Raw genomic sequence first — 17713 nt, 5'->3', positions numbered from 1 at the left:
GAGATAAGGGAGGTACTATGAGCGAGCAGCTCGTATTCCAGCCAAGTGCGGCTGCAATCGCACGCACCCACGTAACCAAGGCGCAGTACGACGAAATGTATGCGCGTTCGGTCAACGATCCCAACGGATTCTGGGCCGAACAGGCCAAGCGTCTCGACTGGGTCAAGTTTCCGACCAAGATCAAGAACACCAGCTTTGCTTATCCGGACATTTCCATAAAGTGGTACGAGGACGGCGTTCTCAACGTGTCCTACAATTGCCTCGACCGGCACTTGGCTGATCGTGGCGATCAAACCGCCATCATCTGGGAAGGCGATAGTCCGGGCACGGACGGCAAGGCGACCTATCGCGAATTGCATGATCGCGTCTGCCGTTATGCCAATGTGCTCAAGGCCAGTGGCGTCAAGAAGGGCGACCGTGTCACCATCTACATGCCGATGGTGATCGACACCGCCGTGGCCATGCTGGCCTGCGCGCGCATCGGCGCGGTGCATTCGGTGATCTTTGGTGGCTTCTCGCCCGATTCAATCGCCGGACGCGTGGCCGATTGTGGTTCGAGGATTATTCTTACCGCCGACGAAGGCCGTCGCGGTGGCAAGACCATCGGGCTCAAGAAGAATGTCGACGAGGCGCTGACCAAGGTCTCGGGCGTCGAGAAGGTCATCGTGGTCAAGGTGACCGGCAATCCGGTGAACATGGTCGAGGGCAGGGACGTCTGGTATCACGACGCCGTCGCGACTGTTGATGCGAACTGCCCGCCCGAGCCGATGAATGCGGAAGACCCGCTGTTCATCCTCTATACGTCGGGCTCGACCGGCAAGCCCAAGGGCGTGCTGCACACCACAGGCGGTTACCTGGTCTATGGCTCGCTGACGCATCAGCTCAGCTTCGACTACCAGGACGGCGACGTATTCTGGTGCACGGCTGACGTGGGCTGGATTACCGGCCACACCTATATCGTCTATGGCCCGCTCGCCAATGGCGCGACCACGTTGATGTTCGAAGGTATTCCGAGCTATCCCGATGCCAGCCGGCTTTGGCAGGTGGTCGAGAAGCACGAAGTCAACATCTTCCACACCGCGCCTACCGCCATCCGGGCGCTGATGGGCGCCGGTTCGGAATTCGCCGACAAGTACGACATGCCCAGCCTGCGCCTGCTCGGCACGGTGGGCGAGCCGATCAATCCGGAAGCCTGGACCTGGTACCACAAGCATGTGGGCAAGGAGCGCTGCGAGATCGTCGACGCCTGGTGGCAGACCGAAACCGGCGGCCACATGATCGCGCCATTCCCCGGCGCTATTTCGACCAAGCCGGGGTCGGCCACCAAGCCGTTTTTTGGCGTCCAGCCGGTGGTGTTGTCGCCAGAGGGCCGACTGCAGGAGCAAACCAAAGCCGAAGGCGTGCTCGCCATCAAGGACAGCTGGCCGGGCCAGATGCGCAGCGTCTATGGCGATCACCAGCGGTTCGTCGAGACCTACTTCACCCAATACAAGGGCTATTACTTCACCGGCGACGGCTGCCGTCGCGATGAGGATGGCTACTACTGGATCACCGGTCGCGTCGATGACGTGCTCAACGTGTCCGGGCATCGCCTGGGTACCGCCGAGGTCGAAAGCGCGCTGGTCAGCCACCCCAAAGTGTCCGAGGCAGCCGTTGTTGGCTATCCGCACGATGTAAAGGGGCAGGGCATCTACTGCTATGTCACCCTGATGGCGGGCGAGGCGAGCGACGACGCGCTTAAGGCCGAACTGCGCAACTGGGTGCGCAAGGAAATCGGCCCGATCGCCACGCCGGATCTCATCCAGTGGGCCCCCGGCCTGCCCAAGACCCGATCGGGCAAGATCATGCGTCGCATCCTGCGCAAAGTCGCCGAAAACGACTTCGGCTCGCTGGGCGACACGTCGACACTAGCTGACCCCGCGGTGGTCAACGACCTGATCGAAAACCGACAAAACCGGTGAAGAAAATGCTGTGGCGGCGAGTAAAGGCTCGGCGCCACAGCCATCGGGTTCGAATTTCTGTCCGATAACTGGAAGCTCATGCGTCACTAGCTCGTAGTGAAACAGGAGAATGCCATGACGATCCGGAAATTCCTTTGCCTGCAGGCTTCCGTACCGAGCGTTGACGCATCGGCGTCCCGTCCTTCGCCGGAGGAGATGCAGAAGATGTACGAGGCGTTCGACAGTTGGCGAACACAATTCGCCAGCCACATCGTTGATCTGGGCGGAAAGCTCACCGGATCGACCACCATTGTCAGCCAGGCTGACGATATTGACGGCATCTCTATCGAGGCGCGTGAGGTCTTCGGTGGCTTCATGATCCTGGCCGCCGCGGACCTGGAAGAGGCAGGGATGATCTCACGAGCTTGCCCGGGCCTCGTTGGACCGCGTTCCCAGGTCGTGATCCGTGAAATCGCTGGCTGAGGGACAGTTCGGCCCCCGATTTTTTCAGCATGGTTATGGCCGACTGGTCGCGCTTCTTGCGCGGCGGCTCGGACGTCAGAACCTGGCGCGTATAGAGGACGCGGTCCAGACGGCGCTGCTGCGTGCTCTGGAAACCTGGACCCGCAGCTCGCCTCCGGCCAGTCCGGAGGCGTGGCTCTACCGTGTGGCCGTCAACATCTATCTCGAGGAGGTCAGGCGCGAAGCGCGTCACCAGACCATCCTGCAGAGCGATATGGCCGCCGCGGAGGAGGACTTTATCGAGTCCGATCTGGCCATGGTGCAGATGCTGGTGGTCTGCTGCGATGGGCAGCTCTCCACCAAGACCAGCGTCGCGCTGGCGCTGAAGCTCCTGTGTGGCTTTGGCGTGCCGGAAATCGCCCTCAGGCTGTTCGAGACCGAGAGCAGTATCTACAAAATCCTGCAACGCGGCCGCGCCGTGCTCGGGCGCAGGTCGAAGTCGGTCCTGGAGGTCGGTGACCGTCAGCTTCAGACCCGCATGCCCGCCCTGTGTACGGTGCTCTACACGCTCTATTGCGAAGGCTACAATTCGCTGGCCGGCGAGGTCGCCGTGCGCGCCGAATTGTGCGGCGAGGCCATTCGGCTTGCCACGCTGGTGGCGGCAACCGCACGGGTTCCATCGCCCATGCTGTTCGCACTGTTGGCCCTGATGCACTTCGGAGCGGCGCGGTTGCCTGGCCGCATCGGCGCCTCTGGGGAGTTGCTCCTGCTGGATGAGCAGGACCGATCCGTTTGGGATGGCTCGCATATCGCGGTGGGCTTCGCGTGGCTGGCAAAGTCCGCCGAGGGCGATACGTTCTCGCGCTACCACGCCGAAGCTGCCGTGGCCGCGGAGCATTGCCGGGCGGTTTCAAGGGCCGATATGAACTGGCATAAAGTCGTCCAGAGCTATGAGTTGCTTTTTGCCTTTGATCCGTCACCCCTCCACCAGCTCGACTGGGTCGTAGCCGTCGGCGAGCTTCACGGCCCGTTGGCGGCAATCGAAGCCTTCCATGGGCTTGAGCTGCCGGTCAGGGTTCGCCGGTCCTACGTGTATCTAGCGGTGGCCAGCACTCTTGAGCGCCGGATTGGGAATCTGACCGCCGCCGCCGAAATATCGCAGCGCGCCATGGCCGCCGCGCCCACCGCGTCGATGAGAAGGCTGATCGGCAGGGCGTTGTCAGGTCCGGAACCTGACGGACGGCACTACGAGTAGCCGGTCACGGGCGGAGACCCCAAGATCTCCGCCCGATCAAGGCAACGGATTCATGGGCCGAAAGGTTGAAAACGGCCCAGGCCCCCAAGTCACCTTACCCAGATTTGCACCGGGATGACTGCGCCGCATCCCCCAAATGGGGGGGAGCGCTACTGTATTAACGCGCGGCCATTGTTTCGGCTCCATTTGACGGTCATCGTCGCGCATCGATTCCAGCCCGGACCAGCCCGTGACCGTCTCTTTGCGCTCCCTCGCCATCCTGCCGCTTCTTGCCGTGGCGGTGCCCACTGCCCATGCCGCCACACTGGAGCAGATGGCCGGGCAGATGATTGTGGTCGGCTTTCAGGGCGACGATGTCGACGATGCATCGGTAAAGGCGCTGCAAGCCGAAATAGCCGCCGGCCGCTTGGGCGGCGTCATGCTGCTCAAGACCAATGTCAAAAGCCTTGATGCCGTGACGGCAATGAACGCGGCGTTTCGCGCCGCTTCGCCCGACCTGCCGCCGTTCATCACCGTCGATCAGGAGGGAGGCGCGGTCGAGCGGCTGACTGAAGATGTCGGGTTCAAGGAAATTCCAAACGCTGCCGCAATAGCCGCCGCCAATACACCTGATGAGGCCGAGGCGATCTATTCCACCATGGCCGCCTCGCTCGCCGATCTTGGTTTCAGCGTCAATTTTGGCCCGGTCGCCGATCTCAATGTCAACACCAGCAACCAGGTCATTGCCAAATTCGGCCGCTCGTTTAGCGTCGATCCGGAAGTGGTGACGGCCTATGACCAAGCTTTCATCAAGGGCCACCACGCTGCGGGCATGCTGACGGCGCTCAAGCATTTCCCCGGCCATGGTTCGTCCACGGCTGATAGCCACGAGGGGTTTGTCGACATCACCGAGACCTGGCAACCGGTGGAGCTGGAGCCCTATCGTGCGCTGATCGCCAGCGGCGATATTGACATGGTGATGGTGGGCCATCTCTATCACGCCGACTATGCCGACGCGGGCAAGCAGACTCCATCGTCGCTGTCGTCGCAATGGATCACCGGAGTCCTGCGCGAGGACCTTGGCTTTGACGGCGTCGTCATCAGCGACGATCTCGAAATGGGCGCCATCCGCGATCATTTCACGCTCGAAGAGACGGTGATCATGGCCGTCAGCGCGGGCATGGACGTGCTGCTGTTCTCCAATACCGCCAAATATCGCGCCGGCCTCGGCCAGGAAATTCTGGATATCCTGGTGGCGACCGCCGAAGCCGACCCGGCCTTCGCCGCACGGATAGAGCAGAGCTACGAGCGGATCGTTGCGCTGAAAGCGGGGATTCAGTGAACTACAGACTGTCACCCACGGGCTTGACCCGAGGGTGAAGTGTGGTGGTAGTGGCGCAACCGCCTTTCCCCACCTTCTCTTCGCCAGCGGTTCCCTCCTGCCACAACCGCAGATAAAGTGCGCTCCCACGAAAGCAGGAGTCGTTGCTTGATGGCGGATGACCGCGAAGTCCGACAGGTCCGGGCCATATTCATCTCGGATGTGCATCTGGGCATGAAGCCGATCCGCTGCGGCCAGCTCATCGAGTTCCTGCGGGCGCACGAGGCCGAGACCATCTACCTGGTCGGCGATATCATCGATGGCTGGCGGCTGGCGAAGAACTGGCACTGGCCGAGCGAGTACAATTTGCTGGTGCAGGTACTGCTCGACAAGGCCAATGCCGGCACCCGGGTTATCTATCTGCCTGGTAATCACGACGAATTCCTGCGCGAGTATCTCGGCACCTATTTCGGCGAGGTCGAGTTCGTCGATCGCACCGTGCACACCACAGCCACAGGCAAGACCTATCTCGTCATCCATGGCGACCAGTTCGACGTGGTGGTGATGAATGCCAAGTGGCTCGCCCATGTCGGCGACTGGGCCTACAACGCGGCTTTGCGCGTCAATATCGCCATCAACTGGGTGCGCCGCCGGCTAGGCCTGCAATACTGGTCGCTCAGCGCCTGGGCCAAGCAGAAGGTCAAGAATGCGGTGTCGGTCATCGGTCGCTTCGAGGAAGCGCTGGTGCACGAGGCCAAGGAATCGGGCGTCGATGGCGTCATCTGTGGTCACATCCACTTCGCCGACATGCATGACCGCCTGGGCATCCACTACATCAACACCGGTGACTGGGTGGAAAGCTGCACTGCCATTGTCGAAACGCCCGAGGGGGCGTTCGAACTGGTGAAATGGACCGAGATGGTGGCGGGAGAACCCCGCAAGTTCCGGTTGCGCCGCGCCGCGAGTTAAGCGCCTCGAACCACGAGGGTGTGGCACACAACGCCAAACCGCGCTTGCCTCCGCCACACTTGCAGCCCATTGTTGCGGCTAGTGATTTCACCCGCCTTTCCCCGGAGCCGTTCTGCGATGGGTTTGCCTTTGGCAGCGCGCCTTGGTTCGCCGGCTGTCCGGACTGGTCTTTTCTATGCGACACTGTTCACCTCGGGTGCGGTGTCAAATCCGTTCCTGCCGATCTGGCTGAGTGAGCGCGGCATTGGCACCGCCGAAATCGGTGTCATCAACGCCGCGCCGATCTTTGCGATGATCGTCATCAACCTCATCGTCGGACGCCTGGCCGATCGCGCCAGCGACTGGCGCACGGTCATCGTCATCGGCTCCATCCTGGCGGCGATCCCGCCGATCTTCCTCTTGTTCATGGATAGCTACGTCGCTGTGATCATCCTGTGGACTCTGGTCATCGTGCCCTTCCAGGCGATTGCACCGGTGGTTGACGCCGCCGCCTATCGCATGGCGCGGCGGACCGGGATGGACTTCGGCGCCATTCGCGTCTGGGGCACCATCGGCTTTGTGGTTGTGACGTTGCTGGCCGGGGTGGTGCTCGACCGGCTGGGGCCGCAGGCATTCATACCACTGCTGATCGCCGTCAGCGTTATCAGGGCGCTGATGTCGCTCGGCTTGCCGCTATTCCGCGCGCCTGACGAGTACATGCGGCCGATGCATCCCATCGACGCGCCCATCAACCCGCTGATCGCCATTCGCCTGGGGCAGATGTGGCGGCCGTGGTTTCTCCTAACGCTGATCGGTGCGTCGCTGCTGCATGGCAGCCACATGATGCAGATGGGTTTCGGTGCGCTGATCTGGGCGGAGGAGGGGATACCCGGCTGGGTCATCGGCATCCTGTGGGCCGTGGCGCCTACGGCCGAAATCCTGGCCATGGTGTTTTTCGAGCGCATCACCAAGCGCTTCGCGGCGCGCCATCTGATCCTGCTCGGCTGCATCGCTGGCGCCATCCGCTGGTGGGGCTTTGCCCTTGAGCCCGATATCTGGGTGCTGGTGCTGTTGCAAACCTTGCACTTGGCCACCGTCGGCCTCACCTTCCTCGGCATCACCAATTTCATCGCCAACTGGACCAGCGAGGACATTGCCGCGGAAGCTCAGAGCTTCTTCGTCATGATCCGGCAGGTCATCACGGTGGTGGCCCTGCTCGGCTTCGGCTTCCTCGCCGGATCGCTCGGGGCGGGGGCGTTTTATGTCGCCTCGATCATGAGCGGTGTGGGTGCCGTCATGGTGCTGGCCTCGCTTTTCATTATGAATCCGAAGAAGGAAGCCACAACCTAGGGGGTTCACGCACCCGACACGGACTCATGCCAGCTTCGGCCCGTCATCGATCAGAGGCGGTGCCGTATGTCGCAGCTACAATTGGCGGGAGCGCCGTCGCGGCGCATCATTGTTATCACTGATGCCTGGCGTCCCCAGGTCAACGGCGTAGTGCGAACGCTCGAAAGTGTGGGCCGGGAACTCACGGCGGCGGGTCACGCGGTAACGTTCCTCACCCCTGAGCGCTTCTGGACGCTGCCGGTGCCGACCTATCCGGAGATCCGCATCTCCCTGGCCAGCCTCGGCGCCGTCGCCCGGCAGATCGACGCCGCGATGCCCGACCACATCCATATTGCGACCGAGGGGCCGCTAGGCCTGCTGGCACGCCATCATTGCCTCGAGCGGCATCTGGGCTTTACCACGAGCTTCCACACCCGGTTTCCCGAATATGTAGCGATGCGCGTGCCGGTGCCTGAGGAATGGAGCTACGGCTATCTGCGCTGGTTCCACAGCGCTGCGGTCCGTACCCTCGTGCCGACGCCTTCGCTGCGCGATGACCTGCTGGAACGCGGCTTCGTCCGGCTCGGACTCTGGAGCCGCGGCGTCGATGCTGTGCGCTTTCGGCCGGGACCCAAGACCAGATTCATCGATCTGCCGGGACCGCATCTGCTCTATGTCGGGCGCGTGGCGGCGGAGAAGAATGTCGAGGCGTTTCTCGACCTCGATATTGCCGGTACCAAGATCGTCGTGGGCGACGGGCCGGATTGCGCCCGGCTCATGCGGAGTTACCCAAAGACGGTGTTCATGGGTTATCGCCATGGCCAGGAGCTGGGCGAGCTCTACCGCAGCGCCGATGTGCTGGTCTTTCCCAGCCTGACCGATACGTTCGGCAATGTCATTACCGAGGCGCTCGCCTCAGGCACGCCGGTTGCGGCCTATCCGGTTACCGGTCCGCGGGACGTGCTCAGCGACCCGCGCGCAGGCACTGTGCATGAAAAGCTCGAAATCGCCGTGGCCCAGGCGCTTACACTCGATCGCGCCGACGCACGCACGCATGCCGAGCGCTTCACCTGGGCAGCCAGTGCGGCGACGTTTCTGACGGCTCTCGAACCGCTCCGCCAGCCCCAACCGGCGCTTGCGGCGGCCGTATAGGCGAAACCGCATAATGGTCCTTGCGTTGCCAGGCCAACCGAGTCACCAAAGGCCCCGGGCACTGATTTGCCCGGAGTTCATTTTTCCATGCCATCGGCACTTTCGCGCTTGGGCACACCCGAGCTGCGCGCCTCATTATTTCAGTTCTCGGTCTATCTCCCCGGCGCGGTCAGCGCGGTGTTTCTGGGGATATGGCTCAGCGAACATGGCTTGCCTGCTGACCAGATCGGCCTGATCAATTCGCTGCCGGTGCTGGGCCTGCTGGCCCTCAACATGATCGTCGGCCGCATCGCCGACCGGGCCAAGGACTGGCGCAGCGTCATCGTCGTGCTGTCGCTGTTGGCCGGAGTGATGCCGATCGGCCTGTTCTTTGTCAGCGAGTTCTGGGGCATCCTCCTGGTGTGGCTCGCCTGCACCATGACCAACGGCTCCATTCCGCCTGTCATCGACGCCGCGACCGTGCGCATGACGCGTCGCAACGGCACTGACTTTGGCGCTGTGCGCGCCTGGGCGACGGTGGGCTACGTAGCTGGCGCTGGTGGTATCGGGGTGCTGATTACCGTCTTCGGTGCATCGGCCTTCGCGCCGCTTTTCCTCGCCATGTCGGCCCTACGTGCGGTCATCGCGCTGTTGCTGCCACGCTTTCGCGCGCCCGAACATCAAGCGACCCTGGCACAGGCAGCAGAGCCCACGAAGCTGCGGGACTCGCTCAAATTGTGGTTCGTGTTGCCGCTGATCGCCTTCGCGCTCATCAATTCCAGCCACGCGTTGATTGGCGGCTTCGGTGGTCTGCTGTGGGTGCAGAACGGCATACCTGATTACTATATCGGCCCCCTGTTGGCGGTTGCCGCAATGGCCGAAGCCATCGTCATGTTCGCCTGGCGTCGCTTTGGTGGGCGGATCACCGCTCGCAACATGATTCTCGCAGCCTGCATTACGTCGCTGGTGCGCTTCACCGTCATGGCGTTCAGCCCGCCGGTCGGTATGCTGTTCGCTGTGCAGATGCTGCATGGCATTACGTTTGGCGTCGGTTATTTTGGCGTCGTGCACTTCATCGCCAATTGGACCAGCGAATCCAATGCCGCCGAGGCGCAGGGGTTTGCTACCATGTTGCAGCAGGGCGCGATCGTGCTGTCGCTTGCGGCCTTCGGCTGGCTGGTGACGTATTTCGGCAGCGCCGCGTTCTTCGCTTCCACGATTGTGGCAGTGATCGCCATCGTCTGCGTGCTGGTTTCGCTGCGTATTCGGCCGCCCAAGGATGCGCATTGACTGGCCCGATGAAATCGATATGGGTGCTTGAATACCGACGATCTGCTGACGTTTGCCCCGACCGCCGGCGCGGTTGCACCAGAGTTCACTCCACATGTCTTCGCCAGAGGCCCGCTCGCGCCTAACGCCCGAATTTCGGACGAGCGTGTTCTATTTTACCTATTTCATGGGGCCGGGCGCGGCCGTGATGTTCCTGCCCATCTGGCTCAGCGAGAAGGGCATCACCACCGAGCAGATCGGTCTCATCAACGCGGTGCCGGTCTTTGTCATCCTGGCGCTCAACCTGATCGTCGGTCGCGTCGCCGATCGCGCCAAGGATTGGCGCCAGGTGATCGTCATCGGCGCGCTGATCGCCGGTATCGTCCCCATTGGCCTGTTCTTCGTCAACGAGTTTTGGGGCATCCTGCTGTTCTGGACCTTGATCAGCCTGCCAACCGGTGCGATCGGCCCGGTGCTCGACGCAGCGACGATGCGTCTGACGCGGCGTAATGGCACCGATTTCGGCACCATCCGAGCCTGGGGCACGGTCGGCTATATGCTGTTCAATGCCCTGACCGGCTTTCTGGTCGTCTGGTTCGGCTCGGCGATCTTCGTGCCGCTCTTTGTCGGGCTCGCCTTGGCGCGCTCTGCCGCTTCACTGCAGTTGCCGGCCTTCCGCGCGCCGGCCGAGCAGGCCACTATCGCCGCTGTGCGCCCGGTGGCCGGCAAGCTGCGCGAGATCATCTCCAAACCCTGGTTCGTCCTGCCGCTCATCGGCTTTGCGCTGATTTTCGGCACTCACGTCGTGCTCAATGCCTTCGCGTCGCTGCTCTGGAAGGAACAGGGGATTTCCGAGAGTGTCATCGGGCCGCTGCTGGCGCTGGGTGCCCTGGCCGAGGCCGTCACGATGTTCGGCTGGAAGCGTTTCGGCGGCAGGATTTCGGCGCGCCATATGATCCTGATTTCAGCTGTTGCGTCGATACTGCGCTGGACGGCCATGGCGTTCTCGCCGCCAGTGCCCGTTTTGGTGCTGCTGCAGCTCACCCATGGCCTGACCTATGCGCTCGGATTCCTCGGCTGCGTGCACTTCATCGCCAACTGGACCAGCGAAGATATCGCGGCGGAGACGCAGAGCCTGTTCACCGTCGTGCAGCAGGTCGCCGCAGTGGTCGCACTCATCGGTTTTGGTTGGCTTGTCGGCCTGTTCGGTGCCCATGCCTACCTCGTCGCGGCCATCGCTGCCGCAATTGGCGCATTGTGCATCTGGCAATCGCTGCGCATGATGCAGCCGAAGGACGACGCAACGGCGAGGTAAGGCTTGGCAAATCTGCTGGACCGATTGCCACCAGAGTTCGGGACCGTGCCGTACAATGGCGCCGCCATTCCGGATGGTAGTCATGATCTGACGGCGGGCGCCAACTGCCAGCGCTTCGCCTATGCGGTGCTGGCGCATTTCGGCCTATCGCTGCCGCCCTGGTGGTCCAGCGAGCTCTGGCAAGACACCGCGCTGACTATCGTGGTGACCACGTTCGAGCCGTTGGACCTGCTGCTGTTCAATCGTACCGACGAGCCGTTCGGCGCGCATCTGGGCGTCTATGCCGGGCAGGGCGGGGTATTGCATCTCGCCAAATCGGTCGGCATTCCCGCGATCTGGCCGGTGGTGGAGTTTGCCCGGAGGGACGACTATCGCGTGCTGGTTGGCGGCAAGCGGGTGCTGCAGTAGAGAGCGCGCTCAAAGCAAAAGGCCCCGGTTTACCGGGGCCTTTTCATTCTAAATGTGAGGCCTAGCTCAACCGGCCGCTGGCATGTGCCAGTGTGGTGTAGACCTTGCCGCGATCGGACAGCAGGTATTCGCGGGTCTCGGCGGCAGGCTGCGGGCCGGCGGCGGCGCGCTTCAGCAATTGCTCGAACTCGCTCATATAGGCCTGAGCCGTACGGGCGAATTCGGGGTCGCGCTGCAGACGCTTGCGCACGTCGTCGTAGGTGCCCTGGCCAGCCAGGGTGTAGATGCGGCGCGAGAACACGTTGCTTTCGCCAGCCTGGTAACGGGCCCAGGCGTCGGCCAGCGCATTGTCATCGATCGAGCGGGCGATCTCTTCGGTCAGGCCGGAGAGGCCGGCCTGCGGTTGGGTGCTCTGCTGCTTGGCGGTGGCGTTGCGCAGCACGTCGCGCAGCCAGCCGCCATTCTCGCCCTGCGGGGTCGCTGCCGCCGGAGCTTCAGCTACCGGCTGCGGTTCGGGCTGGCGGACCGGTTCCGGCTGGCGGACGGGCTCGGGCTGACGTACGGGCTCTGCCTGGCGGACCGGCTCGGGCGGGCGTTCGATCGTGCGGATAGGATCGACCAAGGTCTGGCGGGCCGGCTCGGGGCGGTAGGCCTCGCGCGGCGGCTGATAGGCGGGCGGATCGTTGCGAACCTCCTGGCGTGGCGGCGTGGAACGCTGCGGCGGACGGCGGTTGTTGAGGTCATGCGTGGCCGGCTGGCTGCGCACGATGGCATTGAGCTCGCTCAGCGCCTCGATCTGCTCTGCCACGACGCGACGCATCGCGGCGGCGCTGGCGCGGGTTTCTTCCGGCAACTCGTTGACGCCGCGGGCCAGTTCGGCGCGCGTGGCTTCGAGTTCGCCGCCCACTTCGCGCGCTGTCTCGCGCATGGCGCGGGCGGTGTCGTTGAAGCGCTGGGTCGCTTCCTCGATGGCGCGCTGCATTTCGGCGACCATCTGCTGCTGGGCCTGCTGCAGGGCAGCATTGGCACGGCGGCCTTCGGCATCGGCCGCGCCTCGGAACTCACCCAGGCGGTCGGTGACTTCGCCCGACGTTTCGTCCAGCGCCTGGCGGAAGGTGCCGGTGGTCTGGTCGATGGCCTGGCGGAGTTGGCCGGTATTGGCAGCGATAGCGCTGCGCACAGAGCTGGCGCTGTCATTGATGGTGTCGGCCAGCGTGCTCGTGGTCGAGGTCAGCACGTCGGTGACATTGCCAGCGGTAGAGGCCAGCACATCGCTGACCCGGTTGGCGTTCTGTTCGAGCGCGTCGTTGACCTGCGAGGCCTGGTCCGACAGCGCCAGACGTACCGACGAGGCGGTTTGGTTCAGAGCATTGGCGGCCGCGTCGGCGGCGCGCTGTACGACGTTGTCGACCTGGGCGGCATTGCTGTTCAGCGTGGTGTTGAAACGCTCATTGGTGGCGTAGAGCGCGTTGCTGACGTTGTCCGAGGTCGAGCGCAGGGTTTCGTTGATCTCACCGGTGGCTGCAGCCAATGTATCGGTGATGGTCGAGGTAGTCTGCGCAAGCGTCTCGGCAACAGTGCCTGTCGTGGCACTGAGGGCCTCGTCCATGGCGCGGCGGGCACCGATGAGGCGGCGTTCGGTATCGTTGACAGTGTCGGCAATTGACTGGGCGAACATGCGCATGCGGCCGTCGATATCGTCGGCGCGGGCCGCAAAGCTCTGCGCCAGGGCATCCATGGCGCCGCGGCGTTCCTCGAGGGTTTCGAGGGCGTTGTCGCTGGTCGTGGTGAGGGCGGTCGATGCTTGGGCCATATGGGCGGCTTCGGTATCGAGCTTGCCGAGGACGGTCGAGAACTCGTCGACCATGCCGCGAATGGTGGCCTGCAGTGCGGTGACGTGCTGGCTGACCATGCTGCCGGCCTGTTCGGTCTGGCCGATAGCGTCGCGGATGGTGTTCGAATACGTCGAGGTCTGCTGGGCGACGCTGGTTTCCAGGTTGGCCAGGTTGGCGGTCGACGCGTCGAGCACGCGCTGCAGCAGCAGGTTGGAGTCGTTGAGCTTGCCGAGCGCCGCGGTGACATCGGTAAGGATGCGCGAGGTCGAAACCGCCATGATGGCTTCGGCTTCCCTGGCATTCTCGCCGAGCGCATCGCGCAGCAGGTTGCCGTGGCTGTTGAGCGCACCCTGGAGCTGGTCCGAACGTTCGCTGACCAGCGCCGCGAAGGCGTTGGTGTGCTCTTCCACTGAACGGTTGATGTCGGTCAGGCGGGTCTCGATCGTGTCGACCGCGGTGACGGCCTTGACCGTCAACAGCTGGTCGATATCGCCGGCCGCCACACGGATCTGGTCCAGCGCCACGCGCACGGCGCTGTCCATGCGGTTGGCCGTTGTCGTGATGTCGGTCGCGATGTTCTGCGTGGCCGCGGTGATGCGGGTCGCAATGGTTTCCTCGATGCGGTCAGCGCCGGCTTCAAGATCGGCCATCGATTGGGTGATCGAGGTATTGATCGAGGCATTGAGGGCAGCCAGGCGCTCGGCCGTGATATCGGCGCGGGCGGTGATGGCCTCGGGCAGGGTGCCCAGGCGGCTGTCGACCATGTCGGCAATGGCCTTGCGGGCCGAATTGACGCCGTTCTCGATGATGTCGGCGGCCTTGCGGGCGCTTTCGCCCACGGTGGCGCTGGCCGCGTCGATGCGGGTGGTGACGCCGTTCTCGGCATCGGTGATGCGGGCGATGGCGCTGTCGAGGCCCGAACCGAGATTGGTATTGAGCTCGGAAACGCGGTCGGCAATCAGCGTCGACATCGAGTTGACGCGCTCGCCCATCGTGTCGGTCGCGGCGCGCAGCGACGCATCGATTTTGGTGCGAGCTTCCTCGCCCTGCGCCGAGATGGTGTCGGCCAGTTCGGCCGTGCGCAGGCCGATGGTCTCGCCTATCGAGGCAGTGTGCGTGGCCAGCGTGTCGCTGAGAGCTTGGGTGCGCGTGCCCAAGGCTTCGGAAAGCTGCTGGGTGCGGGTGCCGACGGCCTGGGCGAGCTGCTGGGTGCCACCGTCGAGGGCGGTGCGCAGTTCGCTTGAGCGGGCATCGAGTTCGCCGGTCAGCGTGGCCGTACGTTCGGCGATTTCGCTGGCGATCAGCGTCGTACGCTCTTCGATGCGGCTGGTGAGCGTTGCTGCACGCTCGTCGATATGGTCTGCGAGCGCGGCAGTACGTTCGTCGAGCTGGCTGGTCAAGCTGCCGGTACGGCTATCGAGTTCCAGCGACAGGGCCGTGGTCTTTTCGGCCAGGGTATCGGCGAGGCGCTGGGTGCGCCCCTGGATGGCCTGATCGAATGCACTGGTGCTGCCGGAAAGGGTTTCGCCCAATTCCTGGCTGCGTACGCGAATGGCCTCGCTCATGTCGCGGCTGCGGCCGGAGAGCGTTTCGTCGAGTTCGAGGACGCGGGTCTCGATGGCGCTGGTCAACTCGCCGGTGCGGCTCGCCAGGATATCGTCGATGGCCTTGGTGCGGCCGTCGAGGGCTTCCGAGATGATGCCGGCATGGCCGTCGAGCGAGTCGGCGATTTCGCGGCTGCGGTTGAGCAGGCTTTCGGTGATCGCCTTGGTCTTGGCGCCGAGCACTTCGCCAATTTCGCGGGTGCGTTCGGACACGACGTCGTTGAAGCGGCCGGATTCTTCGTTCAGCGCCATTTCGAGCACATTGGCGCGGGCGGCAAAGCTCGTACCCTGTTCCTCGAGGCGCGCGATCAGGCTGTCGCCCTTGTCGCCGATGACGCCGTCCAGCGTATGCAGGCGCGTGTCAAGAATCGCGGCAATCTCGGTCAGGCGCGCGTCGAACTGGCTCAGCGAATCCTGCCCGGCCGAGGCCAGGGTGATGCGGGCGCGTTCGGAGGTGTCGTCGAGCGCGCCATTAATCTCGATAACCGCTGACTGCAGGCGGCTATCCATGGCGTTGAGCTGGATGGACACCGATTCATCGAGCTGGCGGGTGAGGGCGCTCAGCAGCACTTCGGCTTCGCGCGAGCGCGCCGTGATGTCGTCGGCAATGCGCTGGCCGATCATGTCGAGGCCGCCGGTCACTTCGTGGCCGCGATTGCGCAGCTGGTCGAGCAACGAAGCGCCGCCCGTGCTTAGCAGGTTGGACAGCGCGGCGGTGCGCTCGTCGATCGACGCAGCGAGACGGCCGGTCGTATCGTCCAGCGTCTCGGACAGCTTGCCGGTCGTGCCTTCGAGCAGGCCGGCGAGGTTGGCGGTACGGTCCTCGAACGTGCCGGTCAGGATGCCGGTGCGCTCCTCGATGATGCGGGTACGCTCATCCATGGCTGCGGCAATGCTGGCGGCGTGGCTATCGAGCGCATCGGTCAGCGCCGCGATGCGGCTCTCGACGCCGGCATTGAGGTTGCCGGCACGGCTGTCGAGCGCGTCGGTGAGGGTGGCGGTCTTGTCGTCGAAGGTCAGCGACAGGCGGCCCGTGCTGTCATCGAGCGAGGAGATGAAGTCGGTGGTGCGGTTGTCGACCAGCGTGACGAAGCTCTCGGTGCGTTCGCCGAACGAGTTGGTCAGCGTGTTGCCGGCGGTTTCGAGGGCGCGGGTCAGGTTGCCGCCGCTTTCGACGATGGTGCCGGCAATGCGCTGGCTGATCATGTCGAGGTCGAAGACGAGGCCGGTATGGCTCTCGGTAATGGCCTCGCGCACGCGCTCGGTATTGGTCAGCACGCTTTCGCGCTGGCTGGCCAGCTCGGCGATCAGCGCACGCATGCGCGATTCATTGTCCGAATAGGTTCGTTCGAGCGCGGTGACCTCGTTGTGGATCATCACTTCGAGCTCGCCGGCGCGGCTCAGCGCGCGCTCCAGGCCATCGCCCAGGGCATTGACCTCACGGCGGACGGCCTGGCCAACCGAGGCGACCTTGTCGGCGGCGGTGACTTCGGGCTCGGCCAGGCGAATGGCCGCCTGGGTGATCGACGACGCCGCGTTGCGCAGGTCCTGCGCGCGGCGGAAAAGGGTAGCGACGGCAAAGAAGCCGACCACCGGCAGGATCAGGATGGCGAGCAGCCCGACGAAATCGATCGTGCCGGCAAACTGGCTGAAATTGTTGAGCTGCGGGCCATAGCGCAGCCACGCAACGGTACCGGCAGCGGCAAGCCAAACCACCGACAGCAGCAGGGCGATCCAGGTCGGCGCGGCGGACGAGCGGTTCTGCAGGTTGTAGAGAATCTTGGACGTGGGGAAGCGGTCGTCATTGGCGACGGCGCCGGCCTGCTGCGCGATCTTGTCGGCAGCGCGCAGGCGCTCGGAGCGGGCGGCTTCGGGCTTCCGTTCGGAAGCCTGCTGCGGCGTGCTGTCGAGGCTGAAAACCGATTCCTTGAGAGCGTCTTCGACGGCTGAAAAGGCCAGCGCGGCGGGATCGTTAGTGGGGGTCGGATTCTTCGCCATACTCTTTACAACTCTCGCGTCGGCTTCACAGCGACAGGGCGGATTCTGGGAGTTGTTATGACTCCTGACCCGTTTCCGGGCCCATGGTCAAATAGGAACAATTCGATGCAAATGCCCCGCATCATTCCCCCAACCCTCGCCGCCGCGCGCTGGTTCAAAGCCCATTAATACATTCAATTTGAAGCAAACCGAACGCTTTCTTACCCAAAGGTTAATTTTCTGGGGAAGAGGCTGGCGCATCCAAATCGGCAAAGAAAGGCGAAGATGTGGCTTAATCACCTGTTCACCCGGGCCTTCTAGGCTGGCTGCTCGGCATTGTCCCGTTGGACGCGTAGCCGGGTGTATGAGGTGGCCAGAATGGCGCAGGCATCGGCAGCAGTCGAAAAGATCGTCCAATTTCCCATCAGGCGGGCAATGCGGCCGATCGACCTGGTTCACCTGGCCAAACAGTGCCTCGGCGACGAGCATCTCGAATACGAAATCCTGCGGCTGTTCGACACCACCATGCAGACCTATTTCAACCGTCTGGTGCTGAGCATGGGCACGGCCGAACTGGCGATGAACCTGCACTCCATCAAGGGCGCGGCGAGCGGCGTCGGCGCCTGGACCATCGCCGAACTGGCCAAGACCGCCGAGGCGGACATGCAGGCCGGCCGCGACGTCAGTCCTGAACTGGTCGCCGATCTGGGCTTAGCCGTGGAAGAAGTGCACACGTTCATCGAGCGCATGCTGAGCAACGAGCCGGCTTGAGGGGAAGCGGCCCCAACGGAAAGTCCCGCTGTCGCGGGAATGACGTTGTGGATGTTGAGGGTGGGTGAACCTTCGCCTGGACCATCCCCAATTTGACCCTCTCCCCGCCATCCCCTATATAGCGCCGCAATCCCGCCGCGGTGCTATCTGCGGCCCAACAGTCCAGCAG

At 63.6% G+C, this 17713-nt stretch carries 12 protein-coding genes; 11 read left to right on the top strand and 1 reads right to left on the bottom strand.

The genetic code is table 11. The annotated features are described in order from the left end of the window. Positions 1-17: 17 nt before the first annotated feature. The 10 genes from acs (at position 18) to MF606_RS13090 (ending at position 11357) form a co-directional block, all read left to right on the top strand. On the top strand, positions 18-1961 hold the full coding sequence (acs, locus tag MF606_RS13135) for an acetate--CoA ligase (RefSeq protein WP_240229754.1): 1944 nt from the start codon (positions 18-20) through the stop codon (positions 1959-1961). A 114-nt stretch (positions 1962-2075) separates the two neighbouring features. Then, a complete protein-coding gene (locus MF606_RS13130; RefSeq protein WP_240229753.1) occupies positions 2076-2423 on the top strand; it encodes a YciI family protein in 348 nt (115 codons plus the stop codon). Further along, positions 2407-3657 (top strand): RNA polymerase sigma factor, encoded by a 1251-nt coding sequence (locus MF606_RS13125; protein WP_240229752.1) that lies wholly within the window; start codon positions 2407-2409, stop codon positions 3655-3657. The genes MF606_RS13130 and MF606_RS13125 overlap by 17 nt, the downstream gene beginning before the upstream one ends. Before the next feature lie 229 nt (positions 3658-3886). Beyond that, positions 3887-4978, top strand: a complete 1092-nt coding sequence (locus tag MF606_RS13120; RefSeq protein ID WP_240229751.1) for a glycoside hydrolase family 3 N-terminal domain-containing protein — start codon at positions 3887-3889, stop codon at positions 4976-4978. 150 nt (positions 4979-5128) lie between these two features. Next, the gene (locus tag MF606_RS13115) at positions 5129-5926 is read left to right on the top strand and encodes a UDP-2,3-diacylglucosamine diphosphatase (RefSeq protein ID WP_240229749.1); all 798 of its coding nucleotides are present in this window, start codon (positions 5129-5131) and stop codon (positions 5924-5926) included. A gap of 117 nt (positions 5927-6043) precedes the next feature. Then, positions 6044-7255 carry an MFS transporter gene (locus tag MF606_RS13110; protein WP_240229747.1) on the top strand — a complete coding sequence of 404 codons (1212 nt, stop codon included), beginning with the start codon at positions 6044-6046 and terminating at the stop codon, positions 7253-7255. Between the two features lie 66 nt (positions 7256-7321). Continuing rightward, a complete protein-coding gene (locus tag MF606_RS13105) occupies positions 7322-8386 on the top strand; it encodes a glycosyltransferase family 4 protein (RefSeq protein ID WP_240229745.1) in 1065 nt (354 codons plus the stop codon). Positions 8387-8473: 87 nt separating this feature from the next. Continuing rightward, positions 8474-9655 (top strand): MFS transporter, encoded by a 1182-nt coding sequence (locus MF606_RS13100; protein WP_240229743.1) that lies wholly within the window; start codon positions 8474-8476, stop codon positions 9653-9655. Between the two features lie 94 nt (positions 9656-9749). Continuing rightward, positions 9750-10949: an MFS transporter gene (locus MF606_RS13095; protein ID WP_240229741.1), complete on the top strand. Its 1200-nt coding sequence runs from the start codon at positions 9750-9752 to the stop codon at positions 10947-10949. A 3-nt stretch (positions 10950-10952) separates the two neighbouring features. After that, complete coding sequence (locus MF606_RS13090; protein ID WP_240229739.1) at positions 10953-11357, top strand: NlpC/P60 family protein; 405 nt, start codon at positions 10953-10955, stop codon at positions 11355-11357. 61 nt (positions 11358-11418) lie between these two features. Here the strand turns inward: MF606_RS13090 and MF606_RS13085 are convergent, their stop codons facing one another. After that, positions 11419-16794, bottom strand: coding sequence for an apolipoprotein A1/A4/E domain-containing protein (locus tag MF606_RS13085; RefSeq protein WP_240229737.1), 5376 nt, complete (start codon positions 16792-16794; stop codon positions 11419-11421). Positions 16795-17151: 357 nt separating this feature from the next. On the opposite strand from MF606_RS13085, the gene MF606_RS13080 reads away from it, so the two are divergent. After that, positions 17152-17544 (top strand): Hpt domain-containing protein, encoded by a 393-nt coding sequence (locus tag MF606_RS13080; RefSeq protein WP_240229735.1) that lies wholly within the window; start codon positions 17152-17154, stop codon positions 17542-17544. The last annotated feature ends 169 nt before the right edge of the window (positions 17545-17713 follow it).

The organism is Devosia lacusdianchii (genome assembly GCF_022429625.1).
GTDB lineage: Bacteria > Pseudomonadota > Alphaproteobacteria > Rhizobiales > Devosiaceae > Devosia > Devosia lacusdianchii.
The sequence above is the reverse complement of the archived record's forward strand: the minus strand, read 5'-3'. Positions and strand labels throughout refer to the sequence as shown.